16 protein-coding genes and 1 pseudogene are annotated in these 20,172 nt (G+C 44.6%); 16 read left to right on the forward strand and 1 reads right to left on the reverse strand.

Annotation, left to right across the window (positions count from 1 at the left end; translation table 11 throughout):
- Positions 1-130 precede the first annotated feature (130 nt).
- Positions 131-1,129, forward strand: a complete 999-nt coding sequence (locus R7035_RS00605) for a DUF3080 domain-containing protein (RefSeq protein ID WP_132936654.1) — start codon at positions 131-133, stop codon at positions 1,127-1,129.
- A gap of 15 nt (positions 1,130-1,144) precedes the next feature.
- Here R7035_RS00605 and R7035_RS00610 read toward each other — a convergent pair whose 3' ends face one another.
- A complete protein-coding gene (locus R7035_RS00610) occupies positions 1,145-1,990 on the reverse strand; it encodes a DNA ligase (protein ID WP_191116136.1) in 846 nt (281 codons plus the stop codon).
- A 419-nt stretch (positions 1,991-2,409) separates the two neighbouring features.
- Between R7035_RS00610 and R7035_RS00615 the strand changes: the two genes are divergently transcribed.
- From R7035_RS00615 to R7035_RS00685, 15 genes and pseudogenes are all read left to right on the forward strand, one after another.
- A complete protein-coding gene (locus tag R7035_RS00615; protein ID WP_017634929.1) occupies positions 2,410-2,730 on the forward strand; it encodes an STAS domain-containing protein in 321 nt (106 codons plus the stop codon).
- 26 nt (positions 2,731-2,756) lie between these two features.
- Complete coding sequence (locus tag R7035_RS00620) at positions 2,757-3,623, forward strand: OmpA family protein (protein ID WP_065274524.1); 867 nt, start codon at positions 2,757-2,759, stop codon at positions 3,621-3,623.
- Positions 3,620-5,722 carry an SLBB domain-containing protein gene (locus R7035_RS00625; protein WP_262652002.1) on the forward strand — a complete coding sequence of 701 codons (2,103 nt, stop codon included), beginning with the start codon at positions 3,620-3,622 and terminating at the stop codon, positions 5,720-5,722. The genes R7035_RS00620 and R7035_RS00625 overlap by 4 nt, the downstream gene beginning before the upstream one ends.
- The gene (locus tag R7035_RS00630) at positions 5,722-6,408 is read left to right on the forward strand and encodes an AAA family ATPase (protein ID WP_054576898.1); all 687 of its coding nucleotides are present in this window, start codon (positions 5,722-5,724) and stop codon (positions 6,406-6,408) included. The genes R7035_RS00625 and R7035_RS00630 overlap by 1 nt, the downstream gene beginning before the upstream one ends.
- Positions 6,409-6,419: 11 nt before the next feature.
- A complete protein-coding gene (locus R7035_RS00635) occupies positions 6,420-6,800 on the forward strand; it encodes an Hpt domain-containing protein (RefSeq protein WP_005377636.1) in 381 nt (126 codons plus the stop codon).
- A 307-nt stretch (positions 6,801-7,107) separates the two neighbouring features.
- Positions 7,108-8,634: a sigma-54-dependent transcriptional regulator gene (locus R7035_RS00640; protein ID WP_031778967.1), complete on the forward strand. Its 1,527-nt coding sequence runs from the start codon at positions 7,108-7,110 to the stop codon at positions 8,632-8,634.
- Positions 8,609-9,678, forward strand: a pseudogene (locus tag R7035_RS00645) (glycosyltransferase family 4 protein). Before R7035_RS00640 ends, R7035_RS00645 begins: the two are co-directional and overlap by 26 nt.
- A 144-nt stretch (positions 9,679-9,822) precedes the next feature.
- On the forward strand, positions 9,823-11,007 hold the full coding sequence (locus R7035_RS00650) for a glycosyltransferase (RefSeq protein WP_005377639.1): 1,185 nt from the start codon (positions 9,823-9,825) through the stop codon (positions 11,005-11,007).
- Between the two features lie 11 nt (positions 11,008-11,018).
- Positions 11,019-12,191 carry a glycosyltransferase gene (locus R7035_RS00655; protein WP_005377641.1) on the forward strand — a complete coding sequence of 391 codons (1,173 nt, stop codon included), beginning with the start codon at positions 11,019-11,021 and terminating at the stop codon, positions 12,189-12,191.
- Positions 12,184-13,614, forward strand: coding sequence for a lipopolysaccharide biosynthesis protein (locus R7035_RS00660; RefSeq protein WP_005377643.1), 1,431 nt, complete (start codon positions 12,184-12,186; stop codon positions 13,612-13,614). The genes R7035_RS00655 and R7035_RS00660 overlap by 8 nt, the downstream gene beginning before the upstream one ends.
- The gene (locus R7035_RS00665) at positions 13,611-14,975 is read left to right on the forward strand and encodes an O-antigen ligase family protein (protein WP_005377645.1); all 1,365 of its coding nucleotides are present in this window, start codon (positions 13,611-13,613) and stop codon (positions 14,973-14,975) included. Before R7035_RS00660 ends, R7035_RS00665 begins: the two co-directional genes overlap by 4 nt.
- Before the next feature lie 115 nt (positions 14,976-15,090).
- Positions 15,091-16,215 carry a glycosyltransferase gene (locus tag R7035_RS00670; RefSeq protein ID WP_005377646.1) on the forward strand — a complete coding sequence of 375 codons (1,125 nt, stop codon included), beginning with the start codon at positions 15,091-15,093 and terminating at the stop codon, positions 16,213-16,215.
- Positions 16,212-17,645, forward strand: a complete 1,434-nt coding sequence (locus R7035_RS00675; protein WP_005377649.1) for a GumC family protein — start codon at positions 16,212-16,214, stop codon at positions 17,643-17,645. The genes R7035_RS00670 and R7035_RS00675 overlap by 4 nt, the downstream gene beginning before the upstream one ends.
- 221 nt (positions 17,646-17,866) lie before the next feature.
- Positions 17,867-18,985 (forward strand): glycosyltransferase, encoded by a 1,119-nt coding sequence (locus R7035_RS00680; RefSeq protein WP_165935345.1) that lies wholly within the window; start codon positions 17,867-17,869, stop codon positions 18,983-18,985.
- The gene (locus R7035_RS00685) at positions 18,978-20,168 is read left to right on the forward strand and encodes a glycosyltransferase family 2 protein (protein ID WP_132936651.1); all 1,191 of its coding nucleotides are present in this window, start codon (positions 18,978-18,980) and stop codon (positions 20,166-20,168) included. Before R7035_RS00680 ends, R7035_RS00685 begins: the two co-directional genes overlap by 8 nt.
- Positions 20,169-20,172: the final 4 nt, after the last annotated feature.

Below are 20,172 nucleotides of genomic sequence, written 5' to 3' on the forward strand. Positions count from 1 at the left end.
GTAAAAAAGCCAGCTTCCGCTGGCTTTTTTGATCGAATAATCACACGGTTGAGTATACTTATAACAAGATTACGAAGCGGTTGATTTTGCTCTCTAGACAACGGATACGAAGTTATAAAAAAGGATATTTGTGCGGTCTATTTTATTGTTCTTAATCTTGATTCTTAATGGTTGTGATAACTGGTTCAATCCAGAGAACGCCATGTTTGATAAGTATCATCAACGTGTAGCCAATGTATTGGAAGCTCCTGCTATTCCAATAACATTACAGTCTACGGTAACGATTCCTGCGAAACGCGTTTTGTTCGAGCCATTGCCAAGGCTATCTATTGGCCTGCTAGAGAGCTATCAATTACGACAGTGCGGACTCTTCAATTTACTTGCTGAGAAAAACTCGCAACTTGGAAAGGTGCAGGATGCCTTTCATGATTTTGATTATCAAACTGCCCTTTTAAGAGTCATGCATCGATGTTTATCCGAATTTCCACTTAGCGATGAAGAACGCGCGACATTGGCAGAGCTTTACTCAACCAAGTGGCAACATTTAGACATTCATCTCGACAACTTACTACTCGTAAGTGATGCCATGCAGAAGCAACTAACTGCCTCTGATTGGCTATCTCAAGACACGACGAATGATATTGCACGCATTAACGATGTCTATCGTATTTTCAGCGAAATGTATGATTTACCCCACCGCGCGGTCTCACGTCTACCCGATGTGGAAGTTACGCAATATCAAGAAGAGTTAGAGAAATCTCGTTTACTCGGACGACTTTACTATTCAATGGTAAACACATCCCTTTGGTTAAAAGCGACAACTCAGCTACTTGAGCAGAACCAGAGCAATGTATTGTGCGGGCCGAACAGAGACACCACCCAGTTCCGCTACTTAAGAAATGTCTTTCAATCCATTTACGTTGAAGAAGTGCAACCTTATTTGGCTTATTTAGACAGTACCTATCAACAACTTAATGATGGTGCCACTTTGGTGGAGAACCGTATGCAACTCCATGGTCACCAGTATGGCATAATTGAGGCACATAGGACATTTAGGCAAGAAACCCTAAACCACGTTCAGTTTTGGCAGGGTCTCTTCAAACGATGTGGCGTAACCGTTGGCAACTAGTAAGTGCAGAGCGTTCTATTCCTTCAGCCTTTCACGCAAGAATCGAGCAAAACGTGGTTTACCAGTATGTGTAAAACCGTTATATCTAAATGTAATGGTTGAACCAATTTTCGGAGGCTGGCGACGCACTTCATCGGTAAATCCGCTACCGATGTAAAACTCAATGCCATTTGGTAAGCGAACTAACATTGCTCCCATCATACCTAATAAGCGCCCTGTTCCTGGCTTATAACCCACAACTAACGCTTCATCATCTGCGTATCGTTTTAGTTTAAGCAAATCACTACCGCGTCCAGCCTGATAGCGGCTTGATACCTTCCGCAACATCACCCCTTCACCGTCGGATATTGAAATTTTATCCAACTGTGTAAACAGATGAGCTTCATTTTGAATGGCTCGGTGCTCGACATATTTGATATGAGGCTGGTCGACTTCAAGCACTAAGGCTTTGATGTTGTAATAACGCTTCCGATAATCACCAGCGGAATATGGCATATCAAAGATCATAAAGTCGATATGTCGCCAAGCAGACTCTACAGGAGTTTTATCTAATACCGTTTGCTGAACAAGATGGAAGTTACCTCTCCCAGCCCAAAGTTCACCGTCCAACGGATAATCAGGCAAAGGTCCTGTAAACCAATCTGGGGCGTAGATTCGATTACCATTTCTCGTCACGAGATGTTGCCCAGTCCAATAAGCGCGAACACCATCAAGTTTTTCGCTATACCAATATTCAGACACATCAATGCCATCCTGATAGCTTTGTGCAAGAGAAACTGGTGGTGCGAGAGAAGTATCCGCTTGAGGCTGTGAAGACGCAGCCATAACAGCCAACGCAATTAATGTCATTTTTAATGGCATAAGAAGACCTTGTACAAAAAATCGCCTTTATTGAAACGTAAGTCCTCTCGATGACCTATTTATTACTAGTTATTCTTCGACTCATAACAATCAACATTAGTAATAATTTGCAAAGGTAATCATAAACTTTATGACAGGTTTTGCATTTAGTCGTTACACGTTATTCACGTAAGGCGGATGGTTCGTCAATCGAGGTGGAATCTAATTATGATGCCCCCGCTCTAACGACTTCTTTCGGCTCAACACCTCTTATAAGCAAACCATTTCTGTGTGCGTTTTTGATTCTCAATTTGAGAATCAGTCCTTTCTCAAATTGAACAATATCATTAACAATATTTAACTATTTGATTTTTAATTAATTTCAAATTGGCACGTTACCTGCTCTATATCCAATTAGAAAAACAAACGGAGACAGAGTCATGGAATTACGCAAACTAGAAATCAATCAAGACAAGTTAGCCATTGAGTTTTTTGGTGACTTAGACGCAAGTGGCTGTCGACAAGCACAACATCACATTGATGAAGTAATTCACAACAATCATCACAAAGAAGTCGAAATTAACCTACAGCACGTCCAATTTCTTGATTCTTCAGGGATTGGTGCCATTGTTTACTTATATAAGCGTCTAGTTGAACGTGAAAGAAGCATGAGTATTGAAAACGTATCAGGCCAACCTTTAGAAATCATGAGCTTGCTTCGTATCAACCATGCCATTCCCGTTAACTCAAAAGGACACTAAAAATACCGGTTTAAACGGAGGTTGGCATGGTAAATCTTATACGACGATATGCAGTAAGCGGTCTTGTTGTCGGCATGTTTGGTTGTTCGTCGTTTGACTACCCAGAACACGGGAAAGGTGGCTTGGCGGAAAGCTATCAAGATATCTCGATCGAGAATTATCAGTTTTCCCCAGTGATGCCTGACGAGCCTTTAGGTCCAGAACATGGGTTAAGGTTTGATTGGCAACTGACCAAGTTACATCTAGACGCACTAATCCAAGAGGGCGCGCGCTGGTGTTTTCCTGCGGCAGTTGTTCAGGCCCTTGAAAAACAAAATAGAATTGCGCGCGAGTTAGAAGGTGGGCTTTTACTCGACGCTGCCAACGACCTTGTGATTCAGCGTCGACGCTTAAACCAGCTCGAACAACAACTCGACTACGTACTGAGCCAAACCACTTGCACACCGCCCGATGATATTGAAGCTCTACGTAGCGACCTAAACATAGTCTCGGATATCTATGCACTACTTAATATCGACAACCAGTTTGCTGTCGATTCAGCAGAAATCAACCCGAAGTACATGGGACATTTGGCAGAAGCAGCCTACATTTTACGTGACCACCCCAACCTATCTCTTGTAGTAACGGGGCATGCGGATGCAACTGGAACACCCGATTACAACCAGAAACTTGCTCAAGCGCGTGCGGAACAAGTAAAGCGTTACCTAACCGTATTTGGTATCACTTCAGAGAGAGTCACTACCAAATCTGTCGGAGATAACCTGCCACTCTATGAAGGTGAAACATCCGCCGTGCGTTTAACTAATCGTCGAGTAAGCATCGAGGTTATTAGCCCTAATTCAGATAGCGATAGCTCAATAAACCGCAACCCAACGGCAGGAGGCGCGCTATGAACACGATGAAACCATTTATCCTCTTAATGTTGTTGTGTCTGGTCGCGTGGGTACCTTCTTCCATAGCGGATGAGAGCAATACTGTTAAGGTCGGTGATTTAATACAGATTAACTTACCTGGAGAGGCGTCGTTAAACCAAGGGTTTCAGGTTGATCGTCGTGGACGAATTAATTTACCAGAAGTCGGCCCTGTATTAGTGGCCGGCTACAATGAAAAACAACTCCAAGACGTGATTATCGACAGGCTAAAGACCGTGTATCGTGACGTTAACAACGCTCGAGTTTTTATTAAACAGCAACAGTTGTTAGTGTCCGTTCAAGGCTACGTGGTCAAACCCGGTGAATATACCTTACCTTCTGGGTCCAACATTCAAATGTTTGTGTACGAAGCTGGCGGCCTGCGCGCTGGGGCTCAGCTTGATAAAATGATCGTGAAACGTGGAAATAAAAACATTGAATTTGACTACAAACGCTTCCTTGATACGGGTGACAATAGCCAACTGCCAAAACTAGAATCACTGGATGTCTTATTTGTCCCCGCTTCCCCACTCGTAGGGAATATTGAGCAAGAGTTTGATGCAGCAAAACTCGCGAATTCAGGTGACAGCGCAGATTCCGCTCGTGCAATCAAAGTCTTTGGTGAAGTCAACGCACCTGGCTCGTTCTCATACAAGCCAAACACCACGCTAGTTGATGTCGTAATGCGAGCTGGCGGCGTGACACGATATGCCAGTGTTGAGCAAATTCGCGTGATAACAAACAATAACCCAACCATGTTTAACCTGAAAAAGTACCTTGATACTGGAGACCAAAGCCTACTGCCAGAGATCCTGCCAGGTGCCACCATCTTTGTCCCAAAACAGGAAGAAGAAATCAAAGCAGGTGCAAATGTGGTTTACGTGATGGGTGAAGTCGCCCATCCTGGGGCATACGAAGGCAAGCAAGGCGCTAGCTTCATGGATATCCTCGCCAACGCTGGCGGGCCCACTCGCTACGCAGAATCTCGCCAAATTCGCGTTATAAAAGCCGATGGCAAAGTCATCAAATTCGATCTTACCGCGCATACAGAAGGACTATCTTCAGTCAGACCACCAAATGTTGGACCAGGAGATGCGATTTTCGTGCCGGAGAAAACCGATTTCAATGAGAAGTCTTGGTTAAAAGTAGCACCTAGTCGAGCGGTCGCAGTGATGGGAGAAGTTGTTCGCCCTGGACGCATCGAGTGGTCAGACGAAATGGATTTGATTGATCTGCTTGCACACGTTGGAGGCCCAACTCGACGAGCTGATACCACCAAAATTGAAGTCGCCAATAACGGTCAAATGACACAATTTGACTTAGACCAATACATTCTGGATGGCTCACCAACATCAAGCCTACCTCAAGTTTCCGCTGGTACAGTCGTAAGGGTACATGCATTGCCTGACGACCCATCCGATAATAAATCGCAATGGGTAAGCCAAAGCTCTGACGCATCGATATACGTTTTCGGGCAAATCAATGCACCTGGGCGCTATCGTTTCACCGAAGATATGCATTTTCTGGATATTTTGTCTGCCGCCGATGGACCGACAATGGATGCAGATATTCACAACATCCGTGTCACACACCGAGGCCTAGGTTATGCCAAAGTGAGTAAATTGAATTTATCGATGTACTTTGAAACAGGCGATGAGTCAATTCTGCCCCACGTTCGTCCTGGTGATACCATTTACATTCCAGAAAAAAACAAAAACTGGTTAGATCGTTCAAAAGAGTCCACGGTACGCGTATTAGGTGAAGTAAGAGACCCAGGGCGATACGTATTCAATGACAACATGACTGTGCTTGATCTGTTAGCGGAAGCAGGAGGACCAACTGACAATGCCTACCTTGAAAAGATCAGTGTGGTCAATATGTCTTGCTGCCAGGGCCAAGCCCGAACATTTGATTTGGTGAACTTTAGTAAAACAGCCAACATTTATGAGCTGCCAGTCATTCGCGCAGGCGACACGATTTACATTCCCCATAAAGACGAAAGCTTTGTTGAAAAAGCGAGGGCCGGATTAAGAGATATTTTACAAATCACCACAACCATCGTGTTAATAGGAGCGTTGTAATGACTATTCCTGCAACTCACGCTGAGATTGAACAAATTTATCTTCAGAGTGAACAGAAAGGCCACAAAACGATTTGTGTTGTGGGTTGTAAATCTGAAGATGGTGTCACTTCCGTGGCTTCATCTCTTGCAGAGCGCTTGGTTTTAGCAGGCCACAATACTTTGTATGTAGACCTTAACTTATTCAAACCCGCTTATCACACTGTTCACGAATTTGATGATGACGAGAAGGTTGGCCATTTGATCACACGAGAGAATACACATCAAACTTTAGTCGGCCTCCCTGCTCCATCTCTCGCCAGCACTCAGTTAGCGTACCGAGACCCAACAACGCTGAAACAAAACATTGCACAATGGTTAACGCAGTACGAGCGCGTCGTGATAGATACATCACCTCTTCTCAGTGTCAACCGAAGCAATATTGCGCCTCAAGTGATTGCTGGCGTATGTGATGCTACTTTGTTAGTAGCGCATTATGGCTCTACGACTGCAATCCAGCTCGAGCAAGCCAAAAAGCTACTCGATGCTAGCGATGCGAACTTGATTGGTTCTGTACTGAACATGAAGCACACTCCAAGCCTGAAAGATGAGTTAATCCGCCAAGTTTCCAAGCTGCGTTTCTTACCAAAAAAGTGGAAAGAAAAACTGTCTCAGCAAATTAAAAAAAGCGAACTGTTTATGTTATAGGGAGCGCTATTATGACGATAAATAACACATTGACTATCGAGCAAGAATTAGTGGATGAGCATATTCTTCAGCAAATGATCAAAGATACGTGCGCCGAAATCATCCCTACCTTGATTGATCACTATGTCGAAGAGTCACGCGATCGCATGGAGAAAATAGAGCAAGCATTAAGCACAAAAGACCTTCAAACATTAGAGTTCGAGGTTCACACACTGGGCAGTTCTGCTCTCGCTCTAGGCAATCGAACGCTTTCAAGACAAGCAAGAATGATTGAGAAGTACTGTGTCGAAGGAAAAATACCAAAAGCATTGGAGCTTTGTGAAACACTTCCTCAACTCGCCAATGAATCGTTTGATGCGTTAGAAAAGCGAAAAGCTCAAGGGTTTGAGTAGTATCAGTGTCTTACTCCCTAGCGAAGCATCGCGTTTGATAAAGCGCGATGCCGACATCATCTCAGAAATTTAGGCTCCAAATTCAGTCACCCTCGCCAAGCCACACACCTTGAAATTATTTGGGTATACTTAATCAATTAAAAAGTATGGATTTTTCGCAAATTTCCTACCTTGTGCTAATACTTAAATAACGCTTTTCTCAAATTGAGAATTTTCAGCACTAGAGAGCTATAAACCACTCATAATGCCAAATAGTAGTGCTGACAAAAATCATAAAAAATGAAACAAACTACGTTGGGATGGGACTATGAGACCAAGGGTGTTACTGGTAGAGGACTCTACTTCACTAGCCATACTTTATAAGCAGTATGTGAAAGACGAACCTTATGACATTTTTCATGTCGAGACAGGTCGCGAAGCGATTCAATTTATTGAAAGAAGCAAACCTCAGCTCATCATTCTCGATTTGAAACTGCCCGACATGTCTGGCGAAGACGTGCTGGATTGGATCAACCAGAATGACATTCCTACGTCCGTTATTATTGCTACGGCGCACGGCAGCGTCGACTTAGCCGTTAATCTAATTCAAAAAGGTGCGGAAGATTTCTTAGAAAAGCCCATAAACGCTGATCGCCTAAAAACGTCAGTTGCATTGCACCTTAAACGCGCCAAATTGGAAGATTTGGTGGAAAATATTCAATCCAAGTTTGATCGCCACAACTATCACGGATTCATCGGTTCAAGCCTCCCGATGCAGGCGGTATACAAGACCATTGATGCTGTTGCGCCAACTTCTGCCAGTGTGTTTATTGTGGGAGAAAGCGGCACAGGTAAAGAAGTTTGTGCTGAAGCCGTCCACCGCCAGAGTGACCGTAAAGACAAGCCTTTTATTGCAATTAACTGTGGGGCTATTCCACGAGATTTGATGGAAAGTGAGATTTTTGGTCACGTTAAAGGGGCCTTTACTGGAGCAACAACAGATCGAAAAGGTGCGGCGACGCTGGCACATGGTGGCACGCTTTTTCTTGATGAGCTGTGTGAAATGGAACTTGAGATGCAAAAGAAGTTGCTCCGCTTTCTACAAACGGGCACTTACACCCCTCTTGGTGGCACTCGAGAAATGAAAGTGGATGTGAGAATCATTTGTGCCACTAACCGAGATCCATTAACAGAAGTAGAAGAAGGTCGTTTTCGTGAAGACTTATACTACCGTGTGCACGTTATACCTATCGATATGCCCCCATTACGTGAACGAGGAAGTGACATCGTCACGCTTGCCAAGCACTTCTTGACCACTTACGCCAAACAGGACAAAAAGAAATTCTCAACAATCGACAGCGAAGCTCAACATATCATCAAGCATTACGAATGGCCGGGTAATGTAAGGCAACTACAAAACATCATACGTAACATTGTGGTGCTTAATAACGACGAAAAAGTCACGGTGAGCCACCTACCCGCTCAACTTACTAAAAAGTCTAAAGTGACGAAAACAACGACGCCTGCGCATGTTGCTCAAGAGTCAGCAAACATTGCACCAATCACACCACCACCTGTTTATACTGAGGAACCTTCACCTTCTGCGGTCGAACCGTCGATTACCGCAGCGGAGCTGCCTGGTACACCGTCCTCTGCTGCTACCTCACCGTACTTTAACGCTGATGGAACCATTCGTCCTATGTGGCAAGTAGAGCGTGAAGCAATTCAAAACGCAATCGCGTACTGTGATGGCAACGTCCTCAACGCCGCTGTCATGCTGGAGTTAAGCCCATCTACGGTTTACCGAAAAAAACAAGCGTGGGAAGCGGATGAAATTAATCTCGAACAATCTTGATAAACCTGCCATTGGTGAAATTTGGATCTTGCTTGATAGCCGTCTATTCGGCGGCATTGAAAGTCACGTTATCGAGCTAGCTCGGGGATTAATCGCCTTTGGAAACAAAGCTCGAGTTGTGCTAACCACTGAGTATTCGCCAGCCGCTCAGATTGTACAGAAGGCAAAAGAAGCCGCGATCCCTGTGAGTTACTTAAACTATTTGTCTGGCGAGCCCAATAAAGCTTTAAAAATTAAGCACCTAACAAGCGCCGTCGCCAATCACCAACCCTCAGTGGTTCACTCCCATGGTTATAAAGCGTCGATTTTGTCGCGCTGCGCCAAACTGCTCACCCGAACGTTTCCTCGTTTGATTTCAACTTATCATGCTGGTGAATCGTCCTCAGGGAAGCTATGGCTATACGATTGGCTTGATAGAAGCTCAGGCAGCCTATCTGACCATTGCTTTGCTGTCAGTCCAAGTATTCAGCGCAAAGTTTTTTGTTCTTCAGAACTGCTGAATAACTTTGTTTCGATTCCCAACAGTCAACTCAACTATCAGGAAATCGCTTTTGTCGGCCGATTGAGTCAGGAAAAAGGCGCCGATCAATTTATTGAGGTAGCGAGGGTCTGTCCAACATTACAGTTTAGTGTGTACGGTGATGGCCCAGAAAAAGAGTCGCTTAATCAAACTGCCCTTCAAATGTGACTTTCTTCGGCCATCAAACCGATATGGAAGGTGTTTGGGAAAATATCAGCGTACTTATTATCTCTTCTCGTTATGAGGGTCTTCCAATGGCGGCGCTTGAAGCCATGTCGAGAGGCATTGCCGTGATGAGCTTACGTGTAGGTCGTCTTCCAGATATTATCCAAACGGGTAAAAATGGTTTTATCGTCGAAGACATTCCCTCTCTTGCTAAATGTCTTCATGACTGGATGTCGATTGGTGAAGCGCAACAATCACTCATTCGCCAGAATGCTCGACAAACCATCATTGATGATTTCTCAGCGCAAAGTGTGATTCCCGTATTGCTACAAAAATATCAAATTGAAGCGGATCACTAATCCATATTGGTTCTCAATATGAGAATGATGAGTTCCAAACATAAATATCATATAAGATTCAATCACATAAACTAATGGCATATTTTGGCATCTCTATTGCAGCTCAGCAGTTAACGCAGATTAATGATGAGACAGAGGTGACTTATGACTACGCCAAAACGCATTCTATATGTTCATTATGGTGATAATTGGATTCGCGGCAGTGAAGTGGTGCTTCTGGATCTCATTTCAGGAATCGACCGCAATAAGTTTGAGCCATTCGTATGGTCAAACTGCCAACCATTAATCGATAAGTGCCAATCGCTCGGAATTGAAGCGGAACATTCAGCCTTCAATTTGGTGGGTGGTTGGAGCGCTCCACGCTGGGATATTAGCGGGTGGAATAGCCTTATCAAACAAGGCTCAGATTTGATCGAAAAGCACAGCATCGACTTGGTACACGTCAATAGCGGCGGCCCTTGTCAATGGATGTGTTTGGCTGCTCGCATGAATCATATACCACTTGTCACGCAACTTCATTGCCATTATACATTGCGCGATCGCTTCTCTCTCGGACTTCACCTCTCTCCAAAATTGATTTGCGTTAGCAAAGATGTTGGACGCGAAATTATTCAGGACGGCTACCCACAAAACCAACTTCATGTCGTACACAACGGCGTGTCACTTCAAGGCGTGGATACACCCATCGACATTAAAGATCGCCTCGGAATCCCATCACAGGCCTTTACCTTTCTGTCGGTGGGTTCGCTGATTAAGCGCAAAGGGTTCGACCGCCTTATTCGCGCAATGCGCATGCACAACTACCACCACCACAACCCTCACCTTGTTATTGTTGGTGACGGCGAAGAAAGAGAAGCATTGCAACAGCTTGCCGCGGATCTTGGTATCCAAGAACGAGTGCACTTTGTCGGGGAGCAACACAATGCCGGAGCGTGGATGTGTGGTAATGCAGACGCTTTTATTAGCGGCGCCTATGAAGAGGCCTTTGGTCTCGTGCTCGGGGAAGCGGCTTTAGCTCAACTGCCTATCGTGGCTCCTAAAACGGGAGGCATTCCTGAGTTGTTCGAGCATAATCACTCTGCATTGCTGTACCAGAACAGTGGAATGGCGAGCCTGTTAAACGCGATTCAACAAGTCATGCAAGACGCGGCATTAAGAAACAAGCTGGCGGAAAACGCTTACCTACATGCTAGCCAGCACTTAACGACGACTGCATCTATCAACGCTATTGAACGTATTTACGAAGGTGAACTTAATAACAACGCCATTACACCAATGCCAATGACTCACTGCATGAAGCCTCTTTCACGCTGGTTGAGCATCAATTGAGGAGCCCGGTCATGAAACGTGTATTGATGTTCGACGCCATCCCAATGCAAGGTGGATCCAAAATCGCGAATGCAGAGCTCCTTAAGCAGTGCGATAAGCTGAACGTGATTGGTTATCTACTCACTACAAATCCAGAGCATTGGGCGTCACTGCTTAGTGATACACCGCGTGTGCAAGTTATAAAAATAAAACCATCACCATTTAACTCGACTCATGGACTGACCTACTGGTTGATGAACGCTTACTACTTTCTCCAACTTCTCTACGCGTGCATGAAGCTGCCAAAAATAGATAGCTTTTTGGGCCTATCTTGCCCAAGTAATGATATGCCTTTGTACTTACTACGATTAATTAGCAAAAAGCCTGTGGTACAGATGGTTCATGGCCCTATTGGACGATCGAGATCTGCTGGCTACTGCTTAGTAAAAGCATCGGCAATTTACTACTTGGCAAACACCCGCGAATCAATGGTAGAAGCATTACAGGCCTACCTCAAAACAGAGAAGCCAGCCACCGAACGCTATTGGTGTGGTTTGAATACATCTACGTTTGTTAATGGATTATCGAAAGATCGCTGGCCAAAACAAGCGAATCCGATTTCAAGCCGCGTTTTCTGGGCAGCTAGCTTACTAAAATGGAAGAACATCGATCTTTTGCTTGATGCTTTAACACTTGATGAGTCGAAAAAGATCAAATCCACCGTGTGTTACATCAAACCTAACGTGGCAGGTGTGGAATATTCAACACCGGACTTCAACACACAAGGTGTTGAATGGCATGAGTGCCCAAACAACTTAGATGAATTGCGTTCACAGTGTGGTGTGTTTGTTTCCACCAGTCTCAACGAACCTTTTGGGTTATCTATTTTGGAGGCGCTCGCTGCAGGTATGTGTGTCGTCATTCCACATGATGATAGTTATTGGGACCGCGTGTTAACTCACGGCCGAAATTGTATTAAATACACGCCTAACAATGTGGCTTCGTTACACAACGCAATTCGCCTTTTGAATGAATCGCCGTGGATGAAAGTAACGATGGGTATCGAAGCACTCAATGTTTCTCAACTATACACAGCCGAACGTTGTTATTTGCCAATCGCCCAGCACCTTGCTGCCGAAATTGCTACCAACAATGATTGCACACTCAAGACACCGCGAGACATCAAAGGATATGACCATGTCTAAAGCAATGACCAACATGACGCTATTTGCTATCGCCTTAGTGATCAATAAAAGCATCAGCCTAATCATGCTGCCTGTATTGCCCCACTTTCTCTCACCAGAACAAATGGGCAAGCTTGAGCTTCTAACAACCTTTGGTGTTGTTACGACCTTGTTTGTCAGTTTCGTTTTGCATGAAGCGCTTTATCGATTCGTCGGCGTTGAAAAGGATAAAAATACACGCACAAGCCTACTAAACCAGCTGTACTCACTTGCTTTACTCATCGCTGGCGTCGTCGCTCTTAGCTTGCTCACTATCATTTTAATCGCCCCCATTCCCGCGCCTTTTACGCGAGTCGAGTTTGCTATTGTTATGTTTGCTATCGTTCTAGAAGGCAGTATTGCAATCGGCACTGCCTGGTTAAGAACACAAGACGACAAAGCAAGAACACTGCTTAACGTCATGGTCACTACCACCATTTTTCAGGTCATTTTTATCGTCGCGGCGCTGTCTGTTCATCCCCATGTTATTTCTGTTTTGTGGGGTGGCTTGTTGGCTGCTATTACTCAATTTGTTTGGCTGCACATCGTTAACCGTTACAATGTCACCCTTCCTAAACTGACATTGGCAAAACAATACCTAAACTACTGCCTACCAATGATGATGGCCGGTTTAGTAGCATTTTGTCTCAATGGCGCTGAACGCTGGTTCATTGGTGCCAACACTTCTCTTGCGACGTTAGGGATTTACGCGATAGCGGTAAAATTTGCAGTGGGCATGTGTATTTTAGTGCAGCCATTTGGCATGTGGTGGATGCCACGTCGATTTAACTACTTAGAAGGGCGCAAGAGCACTGAAGCAGTGCGCATCACACACTTAGGTATGATTTACATTACAGGTTTGAGTGTAGTGGTCGGCACATTAGCAATGGTGATGATCACCCACTTACTGCCAGAAACCTATCATGACGCGGTATTATTCAGCTTATTCTTGCTGCCTATCTCCATGTTAAAAGAATGGAGTGAGTTGATTAACATCTCCATTTTGTACAAGCGTCGTACTCGCTGGCTACTGGGTATAAATGTCGTCTCTGCGTGCGTTGCGATTGCTTTGCTGTTTGGCTTATCTTCTCTGGGTATTTATGGTGTGTTCATTGCGCTTTATTACGCACAACTGTGTAAGCTGGGCCTGACTTATGTAGTAGGCCAACAATGTATGACGTTGCCTTTTCACCTCAGTCTGATGGTTTTATTACAGATTATATCCGGTGTGGCACTGTTCCTGCTTCACTCTTCACAATCAATAGGAATCGCCATCGCAATTTGCATTTTGACATGCAGTTTGCTGGCATGGATAGCCACTCGCTACATGAGTAAAGAGACGCTCAATGCTCTCACTCGATACATAGTGAAAAGGCGTGGACAGGTGAAGAGATACTCGTTATGAATGAAACCAAGGTGAGAACAAAACAGTCCATCGCAGCACTGACGATTACAGTCTGTATCGGCCTGCTTTGGATTGTTATGCCTCATCCCATTTTGATTGTTGCGTTGTGTTTCGCACCACTCGCGTTACTGTTTGTTCTCAATCAAACGTTTTGGCTTGTCACACTGTTCGTTATTTTTTCATTCTTTCGTATTCACGAAGCCTTTCCTGTTATCTATAACTTCAAGATCCCATTACTGTTATCACTGGGGGCACTCGCCGCACTCGCCTTTCACCTTCTTATAAGCCGCCAGATTACAGCTTTTTGGCACCCTTCATTAAAGTGGCTGTGTATATTTTGGGGTCTGGTGATCATCGGAATAATATTCGCTTCCAGTCGTGATATCGCAATAACGGTGTTCAAAAATACCTATTGGAAAATCATCATTATGACGTTGGCCATCACCTGGCTTATTACTAAACCTTCACAGCTCGCTCAGATGTCAAAAGCAATTATTTTCGCCGGATTATTGATTGGCTTAGTGGCATTACAAAACGCTGCGAATGGCATTGATTTAGTCGAAGGAACGCGCGTGTCAATAGGACGATCCATAGGTTCAGTACTTGGCGATCCTAACGATTTGGCACTAGTGCTGATGTTTCCCCTTGCCTTTACCGTTAGTCAATTGATGGAGAAGCATTCCCCCAAGCATCTCAGGCTCTTTGCCCTTATCACCTGTTTGGTTTTGTTCTTTGCGATAATTGAGACTCAGAGCCGCGGTGGGTTACTCGGTTCACTGTCTGTATTTGCCTACTTTGCTTTTAAACACATCAAAAGCAAAACATTAGTCTTGGTACTAGGCGCCATCGCAGCGATCGTACTCTACGCATTCGCTGGTATTTCAGGACGAGAATCGGGGGGAGCCGCTGAGGATGGTATAGATGCCTCTGCGATGGGGCGACTTTATGCGTGGGAAGCGGCATTTAAAATGGCGCTGCATCATCCGTTGACTGGCGTAGGTCTAGATAACTTCTACTTTAATTACTATTTCTACAGCCCACACTGGGATGGTATCAACCACGCCGTCCATAGTACTTGGTTTGGCGTGTTAGCAGAAACGGGTTTTGTCGGGCTCGCGGTGTTCATTACTTTAATTGTGTCATTGATCCGCACCTCTTTGCATTCCATCTCATTGCTGACACCAAAATCAGATTACACCCTCTCTGTAGGAGCAAACGCCGTGTTAAGTGGGCTTATCGGTACCATCGTATCAGGTACGTTTCTGACTCAAGGTTTCACTTGGCCAATTTACATTCTAGCGGCATTAACAGTTGTCGTTAGCCGTATTGTTCAAAGTGACTGTCAAAATGAGAAATCCTAGTTTCAAACATAAACAAAACCCATAACTCACTGTTTTAAAATGGCTAATTCCTTGGCACGCATTGTGATTACTCACTTAATTAGTAATCAAATAACCAAGACTCAAGGAGAGCCACATGACGGACATCGTAGTATTTGGAGAAGATTTTGGTGGGTTACCCTCTTCCACTCAGCATATTGTCAAGCAACTAGCAGCGAACCATCGAATCCTTTGGGTGAACTCCATTGGCCTTCGTCAACCTAAGCTGGATTCTAAAGACATACAGCGTGCGTTAAACAAACTCACTCGTGTATTTCATAACGTAGGCTCACACAAGCCAACATTGGACTCTGAAACAAGCCCAAACATTCACATCATCAACTTGCTCACCATTCCTGCCCCTAGTTCTGCATTAGCAAGAAAAGTGGCCGCTAAGATGATGAAACACCAGCTCAATAAACAATTACAAGCTCTTGGTTTTGATAAGCCTGTATTTTGGACGTCGCTCCCGACTGCTGCCGATCTTTGTTCAGAAATGAACCCACGTGGACTGATTTACTATTGTGGCGATGACTTTAGCGCTTTAGCTGGTGTTGACCACGACACGGTGGCCAAGCACGAACGTACTCTTGTTAATGCGGCCAGCGTTATCTTTACGGCAAGCGAAACACTCTCCACCAAATTTCCATCTGGTAAAACCGTCACTTTGCCTCACGGTGTCGACTTTAGTCTGTTTTCTGAGCCAGCACCTAAGGCTGAAGATTTTCCTAATAATGGTCGCAAAGTGCTGGGCTTTTATGGCAGTTTGTCGGAATGGTTAGACTACGACTTAATTGCCCAAGTCGCAGACCAAGCGCCTGACTGGGATCTCGTGTTCATCGGCCCTAACGAGTTCAGTGATAATCCACTTCCACAAAGATGCAACGTATACTACCTGGGCCCGAGAGCGCATCACACTCTGCCACGTTACTCCCAACACTGGGATGCCAGTTGGTTGCCCTTTGTTGATAACGCTCAAATCAAAGCGTGTAATCCGCTTAAACTTCTTGAGTACTTGGCAACAGGAACCCCTGTTATCAGCACACCGTTTCCTGCATTAATGCCCTACAAACATATGCTTCATGTGGTTCAAGATGTCGAAGACGTGCGTGCCAGTCTCGATCACCTCCTACCGCCACCGACAGATTCAAAGTCATTTGTTCAACAGCAAAGCTGGGAAGCAAGAGCCAACCAAGTTGATAAATTAGTGAGGGCGCTATGAACGATTTGAGAGAGAACCTTAGTGTATTACTACATGGCGCTTGGCGACGTCGTTACATGATCGTTATCCCTATGCTTGTCTTGCCGGTGCTGGGCTTCATCGTAAGTAAGCTGGTTCCGACGACTTATGTTGCTCATACCAGCATGCTTATTCAAGAGACAGCGAAAATGAACCCGTTCCTTCAAGACCTTGCCGTCTCAACAATGCTTAAAGACCGATTGAGCGCACTCAGTACTCTGCTAAAAAGCCGACACGTTTTGTATTCTGTCGCAAAAGAACAATCGCTGATCAATGACGAGATGAGTGCAAAAGAGCAAGAGTTCATCATAAAAGATCTTGCGTCGCGCCTGTCTGTTCAGCCACTCGGTAAAGACTTCATTCAAATTCAATTGCAAAGTGGTAAATCAGAAGGAATGGAGTCGATGCTGCTCTCTGTCAGAGAGCATTTTGTCGAACAGCTTTTGGCTCCTGAGCGTTCTTCGATTAAAGATTCGAGTCATTTTTTGACTATCCATATCAACAAACGCAGGGAAGAACTAGACAAGGCTGAACAAGCTTTTGCAGAGTATAAAAATACTTACTCAGACGCGACGCCCGAAATGCAAGCTCAAAGCCTTACTCGCCTTGCTAGCCTCAAACAAACGCTAGCCGAAAAGGAGGCGGAGCTTGCTGGTGTTTCACGAAGTCTAGGCAGTTTGGATCAACAACTATCCAAAACGAACCCGGTTATCGGTAAACTGGAAGAGCAAATCATCGACATTCGTAGTGAACTTACCCTGCTTCGCGCTAAATACACAGAGGCGCATAGTTTGGTGCAAGGTAAGTTGCGAGAATTAAACCGGTTGGAGCAGGAACGCTCGGTACTCTTGAACTCTAAACAACCAGAACTAAACAGTGCTCAACTATGGGATATCGCGAGCAATACCACAGTAAACAGTCTTGGCGAAGCACAGCCTCTACTTGTCTCCCAACTACATCAATTACAAATGATGCGCGGACGTTTTGAAGCACTTACGGAAGAAACCAACAGCTTGCGAGATATGATCCAAGAATTAGAGCGAAATGCGCACCAATTTGGGAGCACAGCAACAGAAATCAACCGCTTAGCTCGTGACGTCGCAGTGAAGAGAGAAATGTATGATGAACTCGTCGAACGCTATGAGATGGCCCAACTAACGGGTTCTTTGGGAGAGTTTGAAGAGAATAAGCGCGTAAAAATCATTGATGAACCGTTCACGCCAACGATTCCAACTAACTTACCTAGTTTTGTATTTGTCATTTTAGGATTTATTGGTGGCGCTGGTTTAGGCATTGGATTAGCGACGATACTTGAGTTAGCCGATAACTCTATCCGCTCAAAAAGAGCATTAGAAAAACACCTTGGTGTTCCTGTCATCACCACTTTACCTAACGTAGTGTACGGAAACTAACCGCCATAAGAACTCATTTACAAGCACTCGGTCGGCGAGTGCTTTTCTTTTACTACTGCCTTATACAGCCTCATAGCATGTCCACTAATATGAATCTCAAATTGAGAATAAACATAAAGCCTCACAAACATCAATATTAACTTATTGTTTTTAAATAATTAATTTTTTGGCACGCAGTCTGCTATTCCTAAATAAACAAAGAACTCAACGAGGGTTTGAAAATGGAAGTCAGACAAAAGCACAATAACACTAAGCACAGCAAAAAAGTGATATTACACGTCGTGCAGCACTTAGCTCCTGGCGGCTTAGAAACGCTCGTACTAGAAATGCTTCGTTTTGCGCAGCCAAACCATTCCGTTTTTGTCGTAAGTTTAGAGGGAAGCAAAGCGCAAGCACTGCAATGCTGGCAAAAACTATTGCCCTACCAAGGCCAACTGCACTTTCTTAATAAAAGACCTGGATTCAGCGGGAAGACCATCGCTACACTGACTTCAATGATAAAAAGAATGCGACCAGACGTGGTCCACACTCACCATATCGGACCACTCTTATATGGTGGGATTGCGGCACGTTTAGCGCACGTACCTGTAGTTATTCATACCGAACACGACGCATGGCACCTTAATAACAAAAAATCAGCTCGACTGCAGTCCCTACTGCTAAAAATGATTCGTCCACATGTGGTTGCCGATGCGAACTTTGTCGCCGAACAAATCCAGACAAAACTGAATTACCGCAAAGTCTGCACCATTCACAATGGAATCGATTGCCAGAAGTTTAAAAGCGGTGACCAAACGGCAACAAGACACTTGTTTGAACTTCCAACCGACAAAATCGTGATTGGCGTTGCCGGGCGTCTAGAAGCAGTTAAAGGCCATAAAGTGCTTATCGAAGCCTTCTCTCATCTTACGCCAAACACACACCTAGCAATAGCCGGTGATGGTTCTCAGCGAACTCAATTGGAAGCACAAGTTAGAACGTTAAAACTTGAAGATCGAGTAACCTTTTTAGGTTTGGTGGACGATATGCCCAGCTTTTACCAAAGCCTAGACTTGTTTTGCTTACCATCACTTCAAGAGGGCTTTCCTCTCTCAACCCTCGAGGCTCAAGCATGTGACATTCCTTGCGTCGCGACGGATGTTGGCGGCGTGAAAGAGACGCTCTGTCCGAACAACAGCACACTGGTTGAAGCAAATCGCGTGTTTTTGTTGGCCGAAGCGTTATCACAACAACTGGAATCATCACACCGCTCTCCTCGAACTTTTATTCTCAAACACTTTGATATCAGAGACATGGTGAGTCGCTACTCACGTTTGGCCAAGGAGGCTAGCTATGAATGATTTACTTTGGATTATAGGGTTTGGTTTATCCGCATTTTTGATTGTCTATCATCACGTTGGGTACCCACTGCTCCTTAAATGGCTTCCTTTAAAACAGCAAGACGAAACCAAAGCACCATTTGTAGAGCGAGCTTACAAAGCCTCCAAAGCAGATAACCAGCTACCCTCTATTACTGTCATCGTGCCCGCCTACAATGAAGAACAATGGATAGCAGAGAAGATCCGTAACCTTGCGAGCCTAGATTACCCGAGGGATAAATTAAGGGTAGTGATCGCATGTGATGGCTGCACAGATAACACAGCCGAGATTGCTCAAGCGACAATTCAAGAAGCAATCTGCTCTGATACTCTGTTCATTATTAATGATCACCAAATCAATCGCGGTAAAGTTGCCCTACTAAACGAAGAAATGCGTCATGTTAGCTCGGACATTACCGCACTGAGTGACACGTCGGCATTGATTTCTTGCGATTCTCTGTTGCTAGCTAGTCAGCATTATCAAAATGAGAACGTAGGAGTGGTTAACGCAACATATCAAATAATGAGTACTGATAACCAAGGTGAAGCGGCGTATTGGCGATACCAGTCTCGAGTAAAGCATCAAGAATCCTTGTTAGGTTCAACGATTGGTTCCCACGGTGCGTTTTACACTTTCAGAACCCACTTATTTGAACCACTGGAAGTCAGCACCATTAATGACGATTTTATTCTCCCTATGAGAATCGTTTTGCGAGGCTATAGCGCTATTTACGAGCCAAACATGCTGGCTCTTGAACTAGAACAGAGCTCAGACAACGCAGATTTCAAGCGGCGCCTAAGAATTTCAGCGGGTAACATGCAGCAGATCATGCAATTAAAGCAATTACTGCTACCTCGTTATCGTGGCACTGCCTTTGCATTTCTATCGGGAAAGGTTCTGCGCTTAGCAACACCCTATTTGATGATTGTTTGCTTTATTTGCTCACTACTACTGGCACACAATCCACTGTTTCAAGTAATGCTGTTCGCACAAGTTGGCATTTACAGCATCGCGCTTATCACTTACTTGATGCCAGCACTTAACACAATTAAACCTTTTAAGCTGATTAGTTACATCGTCATTGGTCATCTCGCCAACTTTATCGGCGGTATGAAGTATTTACTCGGAATGGAAAATGGACGTTGGAAACGCGTCAACCAATAAGGAA

The sequence above is a fragment of the Vibrio sp. 1731 genome, from assembly GCF_033339955.1.
Classification (GTDB): domain Bacteria; phylum Pseudomonadota; class Gammaproteobacteria; order Enterobacterales; family Vibrionaceae; genus Vibrio; species Vibrio alginolyticus.